Origin of the sequence: Brucella tritici (assembly GCF_008932285.1) — a bacterium.
GTDB classification, from domain to species: domain Bacteria; phylum Pseudomonadota; class Alphaproteobacteria; order Rhizobiales; family Rhizobiaceae; genus Brucella; species Brucella tritici.
In genome coordinates this window covers 581,396-596,469 of sequence record NZ_WBVY01000003.1, presented here as the reverse complement: position 1 = coordinate 596,469, position 15,074 = coordinate 581,396, and the positions used below count along the sequence as shown (strand labels likewise).

Here is a 15,074-nt window from a genome sequence, read left to right as displayed (position 1 = left end):
GAATGGTGTGTTAAACTTCGTTGCTGGCCAGTTCCAGCAGGGTCCAGACGTGATCCGCGAATGAGTTCCACACTTCGATCCGGTAGTGATCGGCATCCCACTTCAACAGAATGATCTGGGCATGATCGAAGATTGTGCGGGCAGCACCCGGAAAGCTCATCTGCGAAAGATCAAGCGGGGAAGCGGCATTCAATAGCCATTCGGCTTGGGGCCCGGAAATGTCGATGCCGGTTTCGCGATGACTGACTTCCGTCAGGCTGTGCGGTTCAGTTTCATAAAGCTTGGCAAAAGCCTGTGTAATGGCGTCCGCCTTGCTTTCATCTGCCCAGATATACCATTCATCCGGTCCGATACAGGCGACAGCAATATCGCCGGTGCGCGTAAGACCACCGATCCTGGCCGGGATTTTTGCACCGAGTGCCTTCTCAGCCAGGGCCAGTTTTGCCGGAACAATGCGCAGGATGAAGCGGGCGGCGTCATCGGCTGCATGGATTTCCAGACGACCGGGAATGACGACCTTGCGGTTCGAATAAGGTTTTGTCTCAACAAGCATGGTTCAATCCTTATCCGTTCAGTTTCTTTCCTTCGGGGTCATAGAAGACCATGCCCGAAACAGTGGCCTCGTGCACGCTGCCATCCGGCATCGGCATATAAAGCGTTTCACCCATCCGATCCTTGCCGCCAGAGACCACGGCCATGGCGATAGACCGGCCAAGCGCCTCGCTCCAATAGGACGAGGTGACATGGCCAAGCATGGTCATTGGCAGCGCCTGTTTTGGATCGGCGACAATCTGCGCACCTTCTTCCAGCACCAGCTTCGGATCGTTGGTGAGCAGGCCCACGAGATGCTTGCGATCTGATTTCAGCATATCCGGACGCGCCAGCGAACGCTTGCCGACGAAATCCGGCTTCTGCTTGCCAATCGCCCAGCCAAGGCTGGCATCATCCGGCGTTACCGTGCCGTCAGTGTCCTGACCGACGATGATATAGCCCTTTTCAGCGCGCAGAACGTGCATGGTTTCGGTGCCGTAAGGCGTGATGTCATATTGCTGGCCGGCCTCATAAAGCGCCTTCCAGAGTGAAAGGCCATACCGCGCAGGCACATTGATTTCATAGCCCAGCTCGCCGGTGAAGCTCATGCGGAAGAGACGCGCTGGCACACCAAGGAATTTACATTCCGCAACCGACATATGCGGGAAGGCTTCGTCCGAAATATCCAAACCTTCAACCATCGGTTCGATGAGCTTGCGCGCATTCGGGCCATTGATTGCCACCACGGCCCACTGTTCGGTGGTCGAGGTCAATGAGACTTTCAGCTCCGGCCATTCGGTCTGCAGATAGTCTTCCATCATGTTGAGAACACGCGCGGCGCCGCCGGTTGTGGTCGTCACATGGAAGCGATCCTGCGTCAGACGACCGACAACACCGTCATCGCGGATGAAGCCATCTTCGCCAAGCAACAGGCCATAACGGCAGCGCCCGACGCCAAGTTTCGTCCATGGATTGGTGTACATGCGGTTCATGAATTCCGCGGCATCCGGGCCGACCACTTCGATCTTGCCAAGGGTGGAGGCGTCAAACATGCCGAGCGACTGGCGGGTTGCCTTGCATTCACGCGCCACGGCCTGATGCATGTCTTCGCCCGCTTTCGGGAAATACCATGCGCGGCGCCACAGCGAGACCGGCTCGAAGGCTGCGCCATGCTGTTCGGCCCAGCTATCAATTGGCGTCTTGCGCGTGACATCGAACAGCTTGCCGCGATTATAACCGCAGAAAGCACCAAAGGTTGTCGGCGTATAAGGCGGGCGGAAAGTGGTGAGACCCACCTGCGGCGTCGGGCGCTTGAGCGCATCGGCTGCAACGGCCAGACCGTTGATGTTGGAGGTCTTGCCCTGGTCGGTCGCCATGCCGTTGGTGGTATAGCGCTTGACGTGCTCAATGGAATGAAACCCCTCGCGCACAGCCAGACGAATATCCTTGGCGGTCACATCGTTCTGGAAATCGATGAAAGCCTTGGCCTTGCCCGGATCGCGATCGGTTGGCAGTTCGCGACAGCTTACGCCATCGCAAACGAAATCACCGGCGACCGCATATTCCGATGCCTTGGCTTTGTGTCCGGCATCCGAGGCCGCAGCGGCACCCGCTTCCGCACCCTCGCGCAAGGCGGCTTGCAGATCGAAATTGCCATTGCCCGCACCGGCACAGCGGCTTTCCTCGGTGCGTTCGCCCGGCAGATAAATCTGACGTGCCTCATCCCAGACGAGCGAGCCCTTTGTGTGCGAGAACAGATGCACGCTCGGATTCCAGCCGCCAGACATCAGCAGCACATCGCAGGCAATCGTGCGCGCAGCACCGACCGAGCCATTGGAAACCGGATTAGCGCGAACCGACGACACGCGATGGCGTCCGCCGGTATCCGTCACAGTCCAGCCCGTGAGTGTTTCAATGCCAAGCATTTTTGCGCGGTTGACGAGGCTGTCGGCAACGCTTGAACGCACATCGATGATGGCCGGAACCTTGACGCCTGCGACCGCGAGATCGAAAGCCGCAAGCCATGCGCTGTCATGCGAGGTGACGACGACAGCCTGATTACCGACCTTGACGCCATAGCGATTGAGATAAGTGCGTGCGCTCGACGCCAGCATCACGCCGGGACGGTCATTGCCAGCAAAGACCAGCGGCTTTTCAATCGCGCCCTGCGCCAGCACCACCTGCTTTGCGCGCACGCGCCACATGCGTTCACGCGGTGCATTGGCGGCAGGCTTTGCCTGATGATCGGTCAGGCGTTCGCAAAGGCCGACCATGTTTTGATGGTAATAGCCAATGGCCGTCGTGCGCGGCAAAAGCGTGACATTCGGATTGGCCTTGAGCGCTTCTATGGTTTCATTGAGCCAGTCCCAGCTTGCGCGGCCATTGATGACCGGCTCCGGTTCCGACAGAAGCGAGCCGCCAAATTCCGCCTGCTCGTCAACGAGGATAACCTTTGCGCCGCTTTTTGCGGCTTCGAGCGCAGCAGCCAGACCGGCAGGTCCGCCACCGGCAACCAGCACATCGCAGAAGGCATAGCGGCTGGCATAAGTGTCCGGATCGGGCTCGGATGGCGATTTGCCAAGGCCCGCAGCGCCGCGAATGAAAGGCTCATAAACCTTGTTCCAGAAGCTCTTCGGCCACATGAAGGTCTTGTAGTAAAAGCCTGCCGAGAAGAACATATAGAACGCATCATTGATCGCGCCGACGTCGTGCTTCAGCGACGGCCAATGGTTCTGGGTTTCGGCCTTGAGACCATCATAGAGTTCCAGCACCGTGGCGCGGGTGTTCGGCTCAAACCGACCTGGTCCACGCGAGACGCCCATCAGCGCATTCGGCTCCTCGGAACCGGCAGAAAGAATGCCGCGCGGGCGGTGGTATTTGAATGAACGACCGGCCAGATGCTCGCCATTGGCAAGCATGGCGGATGCCAGCGTGTCGCCTTCAAAGCCGGAATAGGTCTTGCCATTGAAGCTGAACCGCACGGACTTGGCCTTGTTGACACGGCCTTTGTTATGAATGCGCATATCGGTCATTATTTCGTCTCCGCAGCCGGAGTTTCTGCCAAAGCAGGACGGGGTTCACCGGCCTTGTAGGTCACTGCAAACTTGTCGCTCACCGTGTCGCGCACCGCATTGAAAAAGCGGCCGCAGCCATTGATATGCCGCCAGCGTTCATAATGGGTGCCGCGCGGATTGGAGCGCGTGAACAGGAAGTCGCGCCATTCATCGTCGGTCAGTGTCGATGGGTCGGCTGGGCGCGCAATATGCGCTTCGCCTGCATAGGCGAATTCAAGCTCGGGACGTTCCATCTCGCAATAAGGGCAACGGATAAGAAGCATGTTTTATCTCCCTTAGTGCGCGACGGCGGCGGCAGCCGCTTCGTCGATCAGGCGACCGGTGGTGAAGCGTTCAAGCGTGAATGGTGCGTTGATCCAGTGTGGCTCGTCGCGCGCGATGGTGTGAGCGAAGACATGCGCCGAACCCGGCGTCGCCTTGAAGCCGCCCGTACCCCAGCCGCAATTGACAAACAGGCCCGGCACCAGCGTCTTGCCGATAATCGGCGAGCGATCCGGCGTGACGTCAACAATACCGCCCCATTTGCGCAACATCCGCATACGGGTGAAGATCGGGAAGACTTCGCAGATGGCCGCGAGCGTATGCTCGATCAGCGGCAGACCGCCGCGCTGGCTGTAAGACACATACTGGTCAGTGCCGGAACCGATCACCAATTCGCCCTTGTCGGACTGGCTGATATAGGCGTGAACCGTGTTGGACATGACCACGCATGGGAAGATCGGCTTGACCGGCTCGGACACCAGCGCCTGTAGCGGGAAGCTTTCAAGCGGCATGCGAACGCCTGCCGTGTCCATGACAATGGATGTGCTGCCAGCAGCAGAAACGGCCACTTTCTTCGCCTTGATAAAACCGCGTGGCGTATCCACGCCGGTCACGCGACCCGAAGCATCGCGGCGAATGGCCGTAACCGGGCAATTCTGAATGATATCGACACCGCGCTCCGTCGCACCGCGTGCATAGCCCCAGGCAACCGCATCATGACGGGCCACGCCGCCGCGCCGCTGCAAGGTCGCGCCGACAACCGGATAACGCGCATTGGCTGAAATATCGAGCGGCGGGCAATATTCCTTCGCCTGCTCCCTGGTCAGCCATTCATTGTCGATACCATTGAGACGATTGGCATGGATGTGACGCTTGAAGCTCTGCACATCATGCACCGTATGCGCCAGCATCATCACGCCGCGCTGCGAGAACATGACATTGTAGTTGAGGTCCTGGCTGAGACCTTCCCACAGCTTCATCGCATGTTCGTAAAGATGCGCGCTCTCATCATAGAGATAGTTGGAACGGATAATGGTGGTATTGCGCCCGGTATTGCCGCCGCCAAGCCAGCCTTTTTCGATGACCGCGACATTGGTGATGCCATGTTCCTTGGCCAGATAATAGGCGGCACCCAGACCATGCCCGCCAGCGCCGACGATGATGACGTCATATTCGGCCTTGGGTTCGGCATTCGGCCATTGCGGCTTCCAGTTCTTGTTGCCGGAAAGCGCATTTTTAATAATAGAAGCTGCAGAAAAACGGGACATGGACAACCACCAGTTTCGCGACCGCAAGCGCCGTGTCGGCGCAAGCGAAGCCTTTGATGATATTTCTATTGTTTCCGTTTCAAACCCGACAGCAGGCTTGCGTCAAAAGACGCCACAAATACGACATGCCCACCATTTCGCGACATCTCGTCCGCCCCATACAGTTGGGTCCGCGTCTGTAACCTGACGGCAAAGCAGTTTCAAAAATGGCCCCTGTAAAATAGGACAACATTATTGTCCTTTTCCCTTTTCTTTTATTGCGCAAAGGTCTACGCATTCTTTCGTAAAATCGCGTCCAAAATAAAAGAAACGCAAGAAAGGTGATTCCGTGACTAAGGAGAATCTACTCGAGAGCGCACTCGTTCGTCTGGACGAAGCGGCAAGCCACATCAACATCGATGCGGATGTCATCGAGAAGCTGAAATATGCGCGTGAGACCATGAAAGTGCGTCTGATGATTCGCATGGATGACGGTTCGCGCAAATCCTTTCTTGCATGGCGCTGCCGCTATGACGATACACGCGGCCCGACGAAGGGCGGCATCCGCTATCACCCGGAAGCGACCGCTGAAGAAGTCGAGACGCTGGCCTTCTGGATGACGTTCAAATGCGCGGTCATGAACCTGCCTTATGGCGGCGGCAAGGGTGCAATTCAGGTCGATCCACGTCAACTTTCAAAGGCTGAACTGGAACGTCTGTCGCGCGCCTACATCCAGGCTTTCTCCGGCATTATCGGGCCGGATCGCGACATTCCGGCGCCCGACGTCTACACCAATTCCATGATCATGGGCTGGATGGCAGACGAATATTCCCAGATCGTCGGACAGTCCTCGCCTGCCGTCATCACCGGCAAGCCGCTGGCGCTTGGCGGTTCGCTCGGACGCAATGATGCGACGGCGCGCGGCGGCTTCTATCTCGTGCGCCATCTGTCGCATGATCTGGGCCTTGCTGCACAGCTTCGCGTCACGGTTCAGGGTTTCGGCAATGCCGGTCAGTTCATCGCCAAGCTGATGGCAAGCGATGGTCACAAGATCGTCGCCGTATCGGATTCGTCCGGTGCTGTTTATTGCGCCAACGGCCTTGATCTCGATGCGCTTCTGGAAGCGAAAGCACAGAACAAGTCTGTTGTTTCTACCGCTGGCAAGAACGGCCATGAAGCAATCACGCCTGACGAACTGGTTGCTGCCGAATGCGATGTTCTGGTGCCAAGCGCCATGGAAAACATGATCCATGCAGACAATGCGGCATCCATCAAGGCCAAGCTGATTGTCGAACTTGCAAATGGTCCAGTGACACCGGAAGCAGACGAAATCCTTGCGAATAACGGCGTCATCGTTCTGCCGGACATTCTGGCCAATGCAGGCGGCGTTACGGTTTCCTATTTCGAATGGGTGCAGAACCGTCAGGGCTATTACTGGACGCTTGAAGAAATCCATGAGCGCCTGAAAACCATCATGGAACGTGAAGGTCGCGCCATCTGGAATCATGCCAAGCAGCACAATGTAACAGTTCGCTCGGCAGCTTATGTCCATGCGCTGCAGCGTCTTGCACAGGCCATCGAGGCACACGGCACGCAAAGCGATTTTACTGCCTGATCCTGCCTTTTGAGATCACCCCTCCTGCCAGCCTGCTGTCAGGAGGGGTGTCGAACGGCGGTTTCCTTTTCCCGCTCGCGCTATAGTTTACCTTCACAAGGGAAAACCAGCGCGATGGGATGATGAGCATGTTGTACAGAAACCTATTCAAGGGAAGTGCTGTCGCACTTGCCCTCTTTGCGGGCGCAATTCAATTTTCCAGCCTCGCGCAGGCACAGGTGGTCGTGTCGTCCAAGATCGACACCGAAGGCGGTGTCCTCGGCAACATCATTCTGGCCATTCTCAATGCGAATGATATCAAGACCACAGATCGCATCCAGCTCGGCGCTACGCCGGTCGTTCGCAAGGCGATCACCGCCGGCGAAATCGACATCTATCCCGAATATACGGGCAATGCCGCCTTCTTCTTCAACAAGGCGGACGATCCGCTCTGGAAAGACCCCGCCAAAGCTTATGAGACTGCAAAGCAGCTCGATTACGATGCCAACAAGATCGTCTGGCTGGCGCCATCACCGGCAAACAACACCTGGGGCATTGCGGTGCGCAAGGATGTCGCCGACGAAAACAAGCTTACGAACCTGAGCGAATTCGGAAAGTACATTTCAGGCGGCGGAAAGGTCATTCTGGCCGCATCCTCGGAATTCGTGAACTCGGCAGCAGCCCTGCCTGCGTTCCAGACCGCCTATAGCTTCACCCTGAAACCAGACCAGCTCATCACACTTTCAGGCGGGGATACGGCTGCAACCATTGCTGCCGCTGCCAACCAGACCAACGGCGCCAACGCGGCCATGGTCTACGGCACCGATGGCGGCATCGCGCCTTCCGGACTTGTCGTTCTCGAAGACGACAAGCATGTGCAGCCGGTTTACCAGCCCGCCCCGATCATCCGTGAGGAAGTCTTGAAGAAGAATCCGAAGATCGAGGAACTTCTGAAACCCGTCTTCGAGAAACTCGACCTGACCACCCTTCAGGAACTCAACGGTCGCGTGCAACTGGGTGGCGAACCGGCAAAGGCGGTTGCCGAGGATTTTCTTAAAGCCAACGGATTTCTCAAGTAGAGAGCGCGATAACGGATAATTGCCGGGCATGAGTGCAACACACCAGACGATCCAGGCAAATGGCACAAAGGGCCTGTTTGCATATATCGACAAGCTCGGACTGGTCATTGCGGCAATCGGCTTATCGGGATTGCTTCTGCCATTCGCAAATTTTCGGGCAAACCGCATCGTTCAAGGCGAGCCGCGTTATCTTTTGGATGCCCTGCCGACCTCATTGGCGCTGCTGTTCGCCACTGTCGTAGCGGCAGGATTGCTGATCGGCTTTGTCCGCAGCAACAATTTGTTGCGGCTATTCACGGCTCTGTTCTGCCTCGCATCGGTCATGGTGGCAATCGGCCTCGCCGCGTCATATCTGTCGCCCGAAGGAAACAGATATGCGCGCGTTTCTCCAGCTTCCGGCTTTTGGCTGCTGTTTTTTGCGAGCGCACTTTATGTCGCGGATGGGCTGGTCCGGTTGCGTGCCGGCCCGTTTTTACGGGTCGGGCTGCTGGCCATTGCGGGATTGCTTCTGGCCGCGCTGCTTTCCTCGGGACTCTGGGACAGCATCTCATTCATGAAGGAATATCAAAGCCGCGCGGACAGCTTCTGGAATGAAGCCGAACGGCATATAGCCCTGGCTTTGGGGTCGCTTGCAGCGGCGACCGCAGTGGGCATTCCGCTGGGGCTTGTCTGCCATCGCTTGGCCGGGTTGCGCGCTTTCGTCCTGAACAGCCTCAATATCGTGCAGACCATTCCGTCAATGGCCCTGTTCGGCATTTTGATTGCGCCGCTCAGTTGGGTCGCCACGCAGTTTCCATGGGCGGGCGCTATCGGCATCCGTGGAATTGGCGCCGCACCGGCATTCGTCGCACTTTTCCTCTATTCGCTGCTGCCTATCGTGGCAAATACCGTCGCAGGACTGGCACAGGTGCCGGAACCGGTAACGGACGCAGCCCGCGGCATGGGCATGACGCGCCTGCAACGCCTCTTCAAGACTGAATTTCCGCTCGCTTTTCCCGTTATTCTCACCGGCATACGCATCGTCATGGTGCAGAATATCGGCCTCACGACCATCGCGGCATTGATTGGCGGCGGCGGCTTCGGAACATTCGTCTTTCAGGGCATTGGGCAAACGGCGATGGATCTTGTTCTGCTGGGTGCCTTGCCTACCGTTCTCCTTGCCTTTGCAGCCGCCGTCATTCTCGATGCCGCGATAGAAATCACCGAAAGAGGCAGCTCCCAATGATCGAGTTCGACCATATCACGAAGCGCTATAACGGGCGCGCAGCGGTGGACGCGGTGAGCCTTACCATCGAACCCCACAGCATTGCTGCCATTGTCGGGACGTCAGGCTCCGGCAAGACGACCCTCCTGCGGATGGTCAATCGTCTGGTCGAGCCGACCGACGGGGAAATCCGCATCGATGGCCGCAGTGTCATGGACGAACCCGGTCATGTTCTGCGCCGGCAGATCGGCTACGTCATCCAGCAAAACGGACTTTTTCCGCATCGCACCGTCGCGGAGAATATTGCGACGGTTCCCCTTCTGCTTGGATGGCAGAAACAGCGCATCGATACTCGCGTGGATGAACTGCTTGACCTCTTCCAGCTTGAACCGGCAGACTATCGCGACCGCTACCCGCATGAACTTTCCGGCGGGCAACAGCAACGCGTCGGTGTGGCACGCGCACTCGCTGCCGGGCCGAACATCCTTCTCATGGACGAGCCATTTGGGGCACTCGATCCGGTAATCCGAGCCAAGGCGCAGGAAGATCTGAAGGCGATCCAGAAGCGGCTCGGCACGACCATAATCCTTGTCACGCACGACATGGAGGAAGCCATATCGCTGGGTGATCGTATCGCCGTCATGGATGACGGGAAATTGCTGCAATATGGTCCGCCGGCAGAAATTCTTGCCCGCCCGGCAACCGATTTCGTTGAGCGCCTTGTCGGCACGGGCGAACGGCCCTTCCGTCTCCTCTCTCTGATGGACCTGAAAACCGTGCTCCAGCCCGGTGATGCGAGCGGTGCAACAATGCCGGTAACGGCGTCGCAACGCGATGCCCTTGCCGAGCTTCTGTGGTCAGGGCGCAAAGCCCTTCCCGTTCTTGACCATGATGGAAGGCCACTTGGACAAGTCACGCTCGACAGGCTTCTGCATCAGGCAGAGCGTCCGGCATGAAATTGTTCCTGTCCCTTGTTCCTCGTGCGCTGCTTCTGGGCGTTCTGCTGCTGTTTCTGTGGCGGCCCCATCTTTTCGAGCCATTGTTTCGACCGCTCGTCGATGAGGGCGTCCCGGTCATTTATGATCGTGCAAATTTCGTAACGCTGACTTTGCAGCATCTCGGCCTGGTCGCTCTGGCCGCACTGGCATCCACGATTGTGGCTGTCTCGATGGCAATCTTTGTTACCAGAAAGCAGGGTGCGGAGTTTCTGCCGCTCTCACGCAGCCTTGTGAATATCGGCCAGACCTTTCCTCCCGTTGCAGTGCTGGCACTTGCAGTGCCGGTCTTCGGTTTCGGAGACAAGCCGACCCTGATTGCACTCTTCCTCTATGGTCTGCTTCCGATCTTTGAAAATACGCTGACGGGACTAACGACTTTGCCGCCTCCGGTCGTCGAAGCTGCACGCGGCATGGGGATGACCAGCGCGCAACGGCTTGTGAAAGTCGAGGTCCCGCTTGCCATGCCGGTTATTCTGGCGGGTATCAGACTTTCCGCCGTGATCGGCCTTGCAACGGCCACCATCGGCTCGACTGTCGCTGCCAGAACGCTTGGAGAAGTCATCATCGCCGGGCTCATTTCCAACAATCTTGCCTTCGTTTTGCAGGGAGGGCTCGTCGTGGCCGCACTTGCCATACTCATCTTCGATGGGTTTCAGGCAATTGAGCGCTATCTCCTGAAACGTTCCGGGCGGGGCCTTTGAAAGACGCCACGGCATTCCTATATCCTTGCAAATAACCAGCCAGCGAGGAACGGGATGAATATCGGGCAGGCAGCTGCAGCATCTGGCATATCGGCGAAGATGATCCGCCATTATGAAACAATCGGACTGATTGAAGCTGCCGAGAGAACCGGTTCGGGCTATCGTGTCTATACGCAGAAAGATGTCGAAACCCTGCGCTTCATCCGCCGCAGCCGCGATCTCGGTTTTCAGGTTGAACAGATCAAGGAACTCCTGACGCTCTGGCGCGACCGCAACCGCGCATCGGCTGACGTCAAGAAGGTAGCGCTTGGCCATGTCGAGGAGCTGGAAGCCAAGATGCGTCAGTTGCAGGAAATGGCTGATACGCTGCGCTACCTCGCGAAAAACTGCCACGGGGACAACCGCCCCGATTGCCCGATCATTCACCAGCTTGCAGAAAACAGCGTGGAAAGCCGCAAGCGCCCGGCTCCACGCAAAGGTGAATTGCTGCACGGTAAAATTTAAGGTCTGCAAATGAAAACGCCGGGATCACTCCCGGCGTTTTTCTTTCATATCACCGGCTCAGCCTTTCGGCAGAGTATAGGCAATCACATAATCGCCGGGCTTGGTGCCGACAGAACCATGCCCACCGGCAACCATCAAAACGAATTGCTGGTCGCCGACCGTATAGCTCATTGGCGTCGACTGACCGCCGGCAGGAAGCCGTGCTTCCCAGAGCTGCTTGCCCGAAGTCAGGTCATAGGCGCGCAGATAGTCATCCACGGCTGCACCAAGGAAGGCAACGCCGCCTGCCGTAATCATCGGCCCGCCAATCCCCGGAACGCCGACCTTCAGCGGAAGTGGAACCGGCGACATATCGCGGATAGTCCCATTCCGATGCTTGTAGGCAATCTTGCCGGTTCGCAAGTCAACACCAGCGACATAACCCCATGGCGGCGTCTGGCAGGGAATACCGAGCGGGCCCAGGAATGGCCCCATGAAGACGCCATAAGGCGCGCCGTCGTTGCGGTTCAGGCCCTGCTCGCTTCCCTTTTCATCCTGCCCTCTTGGCGGGATGTCCGCACGTGGAACAAGGCGCGAGGTGAAGGCAAGATAGGTCGGCATACCGAACATGACTTGCCGCACCGGATCGACGGCCACGCTGCCCCAGTTGAACACACCGAAATTGCCCGGATAGACAATCGTTCCGCGCAGCGAAGGCGGGGTATACCGGCCCTCATAGAACAGCTCGTGGAACTTGATACGACAAGCGAGCTGATCGAACATCGTCACGCCCCACATGTCGCTTTCGCGCAAGGGCGGCGGACTGAAAGTAAGGTCGGAGATCGGCTGTGTCGGCGCAGTATGGTCTTCGGGTATCGCGCCTGTCGGAGCTGGAATTTCCTTGACCGGAATGATCGGCTCGCCGGTACGTCGATCCAGAACATAGAGGTCGCCCTGTTTGGTCGGACCGACCAGCGCGGGAACCCCGTTGATTTCCAGCAGGACCGGCTGGGCTGGAACATCCATATCCCATAGATCATGGTGAACTGTCTGGCGCACCCAGCGTAGCTGTCCGGTGTTCACATCAAGAGCGACGATGGACGAGGAAAACTTCTCCACATTCTCGCTGCGGTCCATACCAAGCTGGTCGGGCACCTTGTTGCCGAGCGGAACAAAGATCAGCCCAAGCTTCTCATCCACGCTTGAAACGGACCAGCTATTGGGTGAGTTGGTCGTGTAGTGCTCACCCTCCGGCAGCGGCGTGGTTACATCCGGATTGCCCGAATCCCAGTTCCACAGCAGTTGGCCGGTACGGATATCGAATGCGCGGATAACGCCGGACTGTTCTTCCGTCGAGTAATTGTCATTGACGGCACCGCCAACGATGATCTTGTCGCCGACGACGACAGGCGGTGACGTGGAGTAATAATACCCTGCCGGATTGTATTTCATGCCATGGCTGAGATCGAGCGTACCGCCATTGGCGAAATCCGTGCAGATTTCTCCGGTGGCCGTATCCAGTGCAATCAATCGTGCGTCGGATGTCGGCAGGTAGACACGCTCGGCGCATTTTGCTCCAGCCGTTGCGGTCGCATCCTTCCAGTAGCTCACACCACGGCAGGTCTGGTGCTGGCGATCCGTATTGAAGCCAACCTTCGGATCGAATTTCCACTTTTCCTTGCCGGTTGCCGCATCCAGCGCGATTGCCCAGTTATGCGGCGTGCAGAGATAGAGGGAATCACCAATCTTGAGCGGCGTAACCTGATACGTCGTTTCGCCCACATCCTGCGGCTGCTTCACATCGCCGGTCTGATACTGCCAGGCAACCTGAAGCTTGGAGACATTCTCCGGCGTTATCTGTGCCAGCGGCGAATAGCGCTGACCGTAAGGCGTTCGACCATACTGATGCCATTCGCCATCGGGCACGCTACCGCCAAGATCCGGTGTTGCAGCCACCTTCTCCGTCGGCAGGTCTCCGGCAATGTTGTAGCTATCCTGGGTTATCGCATAGCCTGCGACCACGACTGCGATCACCGAGGCTGCAGCCAGCGGCAGACCGCTATCGCCTGCCCCGTTATTTAGAGGTTTCCTGATCCAGGGTGTCAGCATCCAGAAGCCGAGCAGTACGATGATGCCGCCGCGTGCGCCAAGCTGCCACCAATCGAAGCCGACTTCATAAATGGCCCAGCCGAGCGATCCGAGGATAACAAGCGCATAGACCCATAATGCCGAGGCGCTGCGCCGGGAAAGCAAAACGGCGGTCAGCAGAAAGCCGATCGCCGCGAGTATGTAATACCAGCTACCGCCAAGTGCGGCGAGCCAGATACCTCCTGCGCCGAGCGCAAGCCCAATCAGGAAAAGAACAATAGAAGTTAACCAGATAAGCAAGACATTACCCCTTCCAGCATAAACGGCATCCCGTCATATGTGCAGGGAAACCGTGCGGATTAGCCGCTCACCAATTTCGAGGCATTCCAGATATGGCCAGATATGGCCAGATATAGGTTGCAAGTCTTGCGGCAATCCGTGTGCCGCAAGACTCCATGCTGCCTACATATCCACATAGGCGAGCATGGAAAAAATCTAGGGAGCGGCAGAGTAATTCTTTCGCGGGAAAGATCGAAAGGGACGGACCTCCATTCGAGCGCCATCCTTAATTAAGGCAGAGTGCAGGAAAGCGGCTTTGGGCAGTCAAAAGACGTAAAACGGTGCCGGAATATGCATATATTCGCCCGTCAATTGCGGCGAGCACATGGCAAAACTGTGTGCATTCCGGCTTTCAGGAGGCTTTTTGGCGGCATCATGCAGAGCCGCGCATGATGAGATGGCTATCGAGACGGCGTATTTCCTTCTCGACTGCCGCCCCGCTTTCCTGCGCATTGATCCGCGAGAAAAGCATATCGAGACCCAAATGCGCGATTTGCCGATAGTCCTGCGCAACCGTTGTCAGCGGCGGACAGGTGAAGCGACTGAGAGGATGGTCGTCATGACCGGCGACGCGAAGATCGCAACCCTCTTCACGTCCGACATGGCGCCGACGCTCGAATGCCGCGGAAATCACGCCGAAGGCCAGACGATCATTGGCACATAGAACCGTGCGCGTCGGAAAACCGCCGCGATCAAAAATCCGGCCCGCCTCCTGATAGCCCAGTTCCTCGAAATTCCAGTTCTTTGCTTCTATGGGAAGGACGATCGGTTCAACGCCAAGCCTTTCCATGGTTTCGATATAAGCCGAACGCCGTTCGAGCGCATTCTGGTTTACCGCCGGCATTTCGAGGAAGCAGGGGTGTTCCCCCGTTCGATAAAGATATTCGGTGATATTCCCTATGCTCTGGCGATTATCCGTGCCGACGAACGGCTGTTCATCGCTGATGCGACTGTCCAGGAAGACCGCAGGTGTCGAGTTCGACAGACTGGAAAGAAGCTTCTCATCGGTATCGAAACCGAGCGGAGCCATCAGAACACCCGCAATCTTGAGAGACATCAACGTGCGCATCGCCCGCGCTTCGAGTTTTCTGTCACCATGAGATGACAGCACAATGGTCCAGTAGCCCTCCGCCAGACAGCGCATCTCGATCTGGCGAATGATCTCCGCGTAGAATGGATCGGATATATGCGGAACGATAACGCCGATGTTCTTCGGCTTCTTGCGATTGAGGCTGACTGCAAAAATGTTGGGCTGATAATTATAGTCTTTCAGCGCCTTTTCGATACGAGCCCGCGTGGAAGGCTTTACGCTTTCAGGATTGTCGAAATATTTCGAGACCGTAGGACGAGACAATCCGCTTGCCGCCGCGAACTCTTCCATCGTCCTGATCTTCTGTTCGGTCATGCCCTGCTTTTCCCACTGGGGTATCGAAACGATTTTTCGGTGCCACCCACTTTTCTTTTCATGCGTAAAT

The 15,074-nt window shown here is 57.3% G+C and carries 12 protein-coding genes; 6 read left to right on the top strand and 6 right to left on the bottom strand.

Annotated features, from left to right (window positions below):
- Positions 1-10: 10 nt before the first annotated feature.
- Genes F9K94_RS12665 through F9K94_RS12650 form a run of 4 tightly spaced genes read right to left on the bottom strand, consistent with a single transcriptional unit; the run spans position 11 to position 5,134 of the window.
- Entirely contained in the window at positions 11-553 is a 543-nt protein-coding gene (locus F9K94_RS12665; RefSeq protein WP_151646027.1) for a sarcosine oxidase subunit gamma, read from the bottom strand.
- A 10-nt stretch (positions 554-563) separates the two neighbouring features.
- Entirely contained in the window at positions 564-3,563 is a 3,000-nt protein-coding gene (locus tag F9K94_RS12660) for a sarcosine oxidase subunit alpha (protein WP_151646024.1), read from the bottom strand.
- Positions 3,563-3,868: a sarcosine oxidase subunit delta gene (locus F9K94_RS12655; RefSeq protein WP_061344903.1), complete on the bottom strand. Its 306-nt coding sequence runs from the start codon at positions 3,866-3,868 to the stop codon at positions 3,563-3,565. The genes F9K94_RS12660 and F9K94_RS12655 overlap by 1 nt, the downstream gene beginning before the upstream one ends.
- A 12-nt stretch (positions 3,869-3,880) precedes the next feature.
- Positions 3,881-5,134 (bottom strand): sarcosine oxidase subunit beta family protein, encoded by a 1,254-nt coding sequence (locus F9K94_RS12650; RefSeq protein WP_151646022.1) that lies wholly within the window; start codon positions 5,132-5,134, stop codon positions 3,881-3,883.
- A 328-nt stretch (positions 5,135-5,462) separates the two neighbouring features.
- Between F9K94_RS12650 and F9K94_RS12645 the strand changes: the two genes are divergently transcribed.
- The 6 genes from F9K94_RS12645 to cueR all read left to right on the top strand — a co-directional run bounded on the left by F9K94_RS12645 (position 5,463) and on the right by cueR (position 11,193).
- Complete coding sequence (locus F9K94_RS12645) at positions 5,463-6,728, top strand: Glu/Leu/Phe/Val family dehydrogenase (RefSeq protein WP_151646020.1); 1,266 nt, start codon at positions 5,463-5,465, stop codon at positions 6,726-6,728.
- 128 nt (positions 6,729-6,856) lie between these two features.
- Positions 6,857-7,786: a glycine betaine ABC transporter substrate-binding protein OsmF gene (osmF, locus tag F9K94_RS12640; RefSeq protein WP_151646018.1), complete on the top strand. Its 930-nt coding sequence runs from the start codon at positions 6,857-6,859 to the stop codon at positions 7,784-7,786.
- A gap of 19 nt (positions 7,787-7,805) precedes the next feature.
- Entirely contained in the window at positions 7,806-9,011 is a 1,206-nt protein-coding gene (locus F9K94_RS12635; RefSeq protein ID WP_407922046.1) for an ABC transporter permease, read from the top strand.
- Positions 9,008-9,946 (top strand): ABC transporter ATP-binding protein, encoded by a 939-nt coding sequence (locus tag F9K94_RS12630; RefSeq protein ID WP_151646014.1) that lies wholly within the window; start codon positions 9,008-9,010, stop codon positions 9,944-9,946. The genes F9K94_RS12635 and F9K94_RS12630 overlap by 4 nt, the downstream gene beginning before the upstream one ends.
- Positions 9,943-10,689 carry an ABC transporter permease gene (locus F9K94_RS12625; RefSeq protein ID WP_061344898.1) on the top strand — a complete coding sequence of 249 codons (747 nt, stop codon included), beginning with the start codon at positions 9,943-9,945 and terminating at the stop codon, positions 10,687-10,689. Before F9K94_RS12630 ends, F9K94_RS12625 begins: the two co-directional genes overlap by 4 nt.
- A 54-nt stretch (positions 10,690-10,743) precedes the next feature.
- The gene (gene cueR / locus F9K94_RS12620) at positions 10,744-11,193 is read left to right on the top strand and encodes a Cu(I)-responsive transcriptional regulator (RefSeq protein ID WP_010658066.1); all 450 of its coding nucleotides are present in this window, start codon (positions 10,744-10,746) and stop codon (positions 11,191-11,193) included.
- A 57-nt stretch (positions 11,194-11,250) separates the two neighbouring features.
- Here the strand turns inward: cueR and F9K94_RS12615 are convergent, their stop codons facing one another.
- The gene (locus F9K94_RS12615) at positions 11,251-13,560 is read right to left on the bottom strand and encodes a glucose/quinate/shikimate family membrane-bound PQQ-dependent dehydrogenase (RefSeq protein ID WP_151646012.1); all 2,310 of its coding nucleotides are present in this window, start codon (positions 13,558-13,560) and stop codon (positions 11,251-11,253) included.
- 412 nt (positions 13,561-13,972) lie between these two features.
- A complete protein-coding gene (locus tag F9K94_RS12610; protein WP_151646010.1) occupies positions 13,973-15,004 on the bottom strand; it encodes a LacI family DNA-binding transcriptional regulator in 1,032 nt (343 codons plus the stop codon).
- Positions 15,005-15,074: the final 70 nt, after the last annotated feature.

What these genes read in the sequence shown, in the direction of transcription:
- F9K94_RS12630 (WP_151646014.1), top strand. Translation starts at nt 9,008, where the DNA reads ATGATCGAGTTCGACCATATCACGAAGCGCTATAACGGGCGCGCAGCG.
- F9K94_RS12655 (WP_061344903.1), bottom strand. Translation starts at nt 3,868, where the DNA reads ATGCTTCTTATCCGTTGCCCTTATTGCGAGATGGAACGTCCCGAGCTT.
- osmF (WP_151646018.1), top strand. Translation starts at nt 6,857, where the DNA reads ATGTTGTACAGAAACCTATTCAAGGGAAGTGCTGTCGCACTTGCCCTC.
- F9K94_RS12650 (WP_151646022.1), bottom strand. Translation starts at nt 5,134, where the DNA reads ATGTCCCGTTTTTCTGCAGCTTCTATTATTAAAAATGCGCTTTCCGGC.
- F9K94_RS12610 (WP_151646010.1), bottom strand. Translation starts at nt 15,004, where the DNA reads ATGACCGAACAGAAGATCAGGACGATGGAAGAGTTCGCGGCGGCAAGC.
- F9K94_RS12660 (WP_151646024.1), bottom strand. Translation starts at nt 3,563, where the DNA reads ATGACCGATATGCGCATTCATAACAAAGGCCGTGTCAACAAGGCCAAG.
- cueR (WP_010658066.1), top strand. Translation starts at nt 10,744, where the DNA reads ATGAATATCGGGCAGGCAGCTGCAGCATCTGGCATATCGGCGAAGATG.
- F9K94_RS12665 (WP_151646027.1), bottom strand. Translation starts at nt 553, where the DNA reads ATGCTTGTTGAGACAAAACCTTATTCGAACCGCAAGGTCGTCATTCCC.
- F9K94_RS12625 (WP_061344898.1), top strand. Translation starts at nt 9,943, where the DNA reads ATGAAATTGTTCCTGTCCCTTGTTCCTCGTGCGCTGCTTCTGGGCGTT.